Raw genomic sequence first — 1,041 nt, 5'->3', positions numbered from 1 at the left:
GAGGAGCTGGCCCGGTTGCGGGCCGAGAACAGAAAGCTCAAGGCCGACGCGGCAAAACTGGAGGCCAAAAACGAGAAGCTCAGCGGCGAACTCGGGAAGACCAGGACCGCGCTTGATATAGCGGGAAAAGCATTCGCGCTGCTTCAGGACATCTCAAGCAGCGCGGATTCCGACACGAACTGAGTCGGGTCATCGACGAGCATTTCCCGGAAATGGAGGAGTTGCTCGGCACGGCCAGGGCATGTGCGATCTTGGGGAGGTCGCGGGCCACGTTGCACCGGCGCCGTAATCCCTCCCCGCCCCGGCTGGGCCCACGCCGCCCGTTTCATCACCCGGCCGAATTGTCCGAACACGAGCGCGAGCAGGTGCTGGCCGTACTGGACTCGCCCCGGTTCGCCGACAAGTCGCCGGGCCAGGTGTGGGCGACCCTGCTGGACGAGGGCGTCTACATGTGCTCGCAGGCCACGATGTACCGGCTGCTGCGCCAGCGCGGCCAGTCCGGTGAGCGGCGCGTCCAGGCCGTCCATCCGGCGAAGAAGAAACCCGAACTGGAAGCCGACGGGCCGAATCAGGTGTGGTCGTGGGATATCACGAAACTGAAAGGACCGGTGCGCGGCGTCTACTATCTGCTGTATGTCATCATCGATATCTTCTCGCGGAAAGCGGTCTGGTGGGAGATCTGGCCGACGGAGACGGGAACCCTTGCCCGGGAGTTCATCGAGCATGCGATCGAGGCCAACGGCGGGATCGCCCCCGGCGGGATCCATGCCGACCGTGGCACCTCGATGACCTCGAACACCGTTTCCGGGCTGCTCGCGCTACTGGGAATCGACCAGTCCCATTCACGGCCGCGTGTGTCCAACGACAACCCGTACTCAGAAGCGCAGTTTAAAACACTCAAGTACTGTCCCGCGTTCCCCGGGGTATTCGGGTCCATCGAAGATGCAGGCGTCTTTTGCGACCAGTTCTTCCGGTACTACAACAATGAGCATCGTTCTCTGGGGTCCGTCGAGCTGTTGCATGACGTTGCGTAGAAGCGTT

The 1,041-nt window shown here is 62.6% G+C and carries 2 protein-coding genes; both read left to right on the top strand.

Translation table 11 applies throughout. The features are described 5' to 3' along the window. On the top strand, positions 1 to 183 hold a 183-nt coding region (locus AB0O34_RS37030; RefSeq protein ID WP_363923702.1), incomplete at its 5' end, for a hypothetical protein. A gap of 29 nt (positions 184 to 212) precedes the next feature. Then, positions 213 to 1,034 carry a DDE-type integrase/transposase/recombinase gene (locus tag AB0O34_RS37025; RefSeq protein ID WP_363923700.1) on the top strand — a complete coding sequence of 274 codons (822 nt, stop codon included), beginning with the start codon at positions 213 to 215 and terminating at the stop codon, positions 1,032 to 1,034. The last annotated feature ends 7 nt before the right edge of the window (positions 1,035 to 1,041 follow it).

It is taken from the genome of Sphaerisporangium sp. NPDC088356, from assembly GCF_040685555.1.
In the GTDB taxonomy this organism is placed as follows: Bacteria; Actinomycetota; Actinomycetes; order Streptosporangiales; family Streptosporangiaceae; genus Sphaerisporangium.
Note: the sequence above shows the minus strand (reverse complement) of the source record. Positions and strands in the feature narration are given on the sequence as shown.

Coding starts and splice junctions, on each gene's coding strand:
- AB0O34_RS37025 (WP_363923700.1), top strand. CDS start 213: ATGGAGGAGTTGCTCGGCACGGCCAGGGCATGTGCGATCTTGGGGAGG.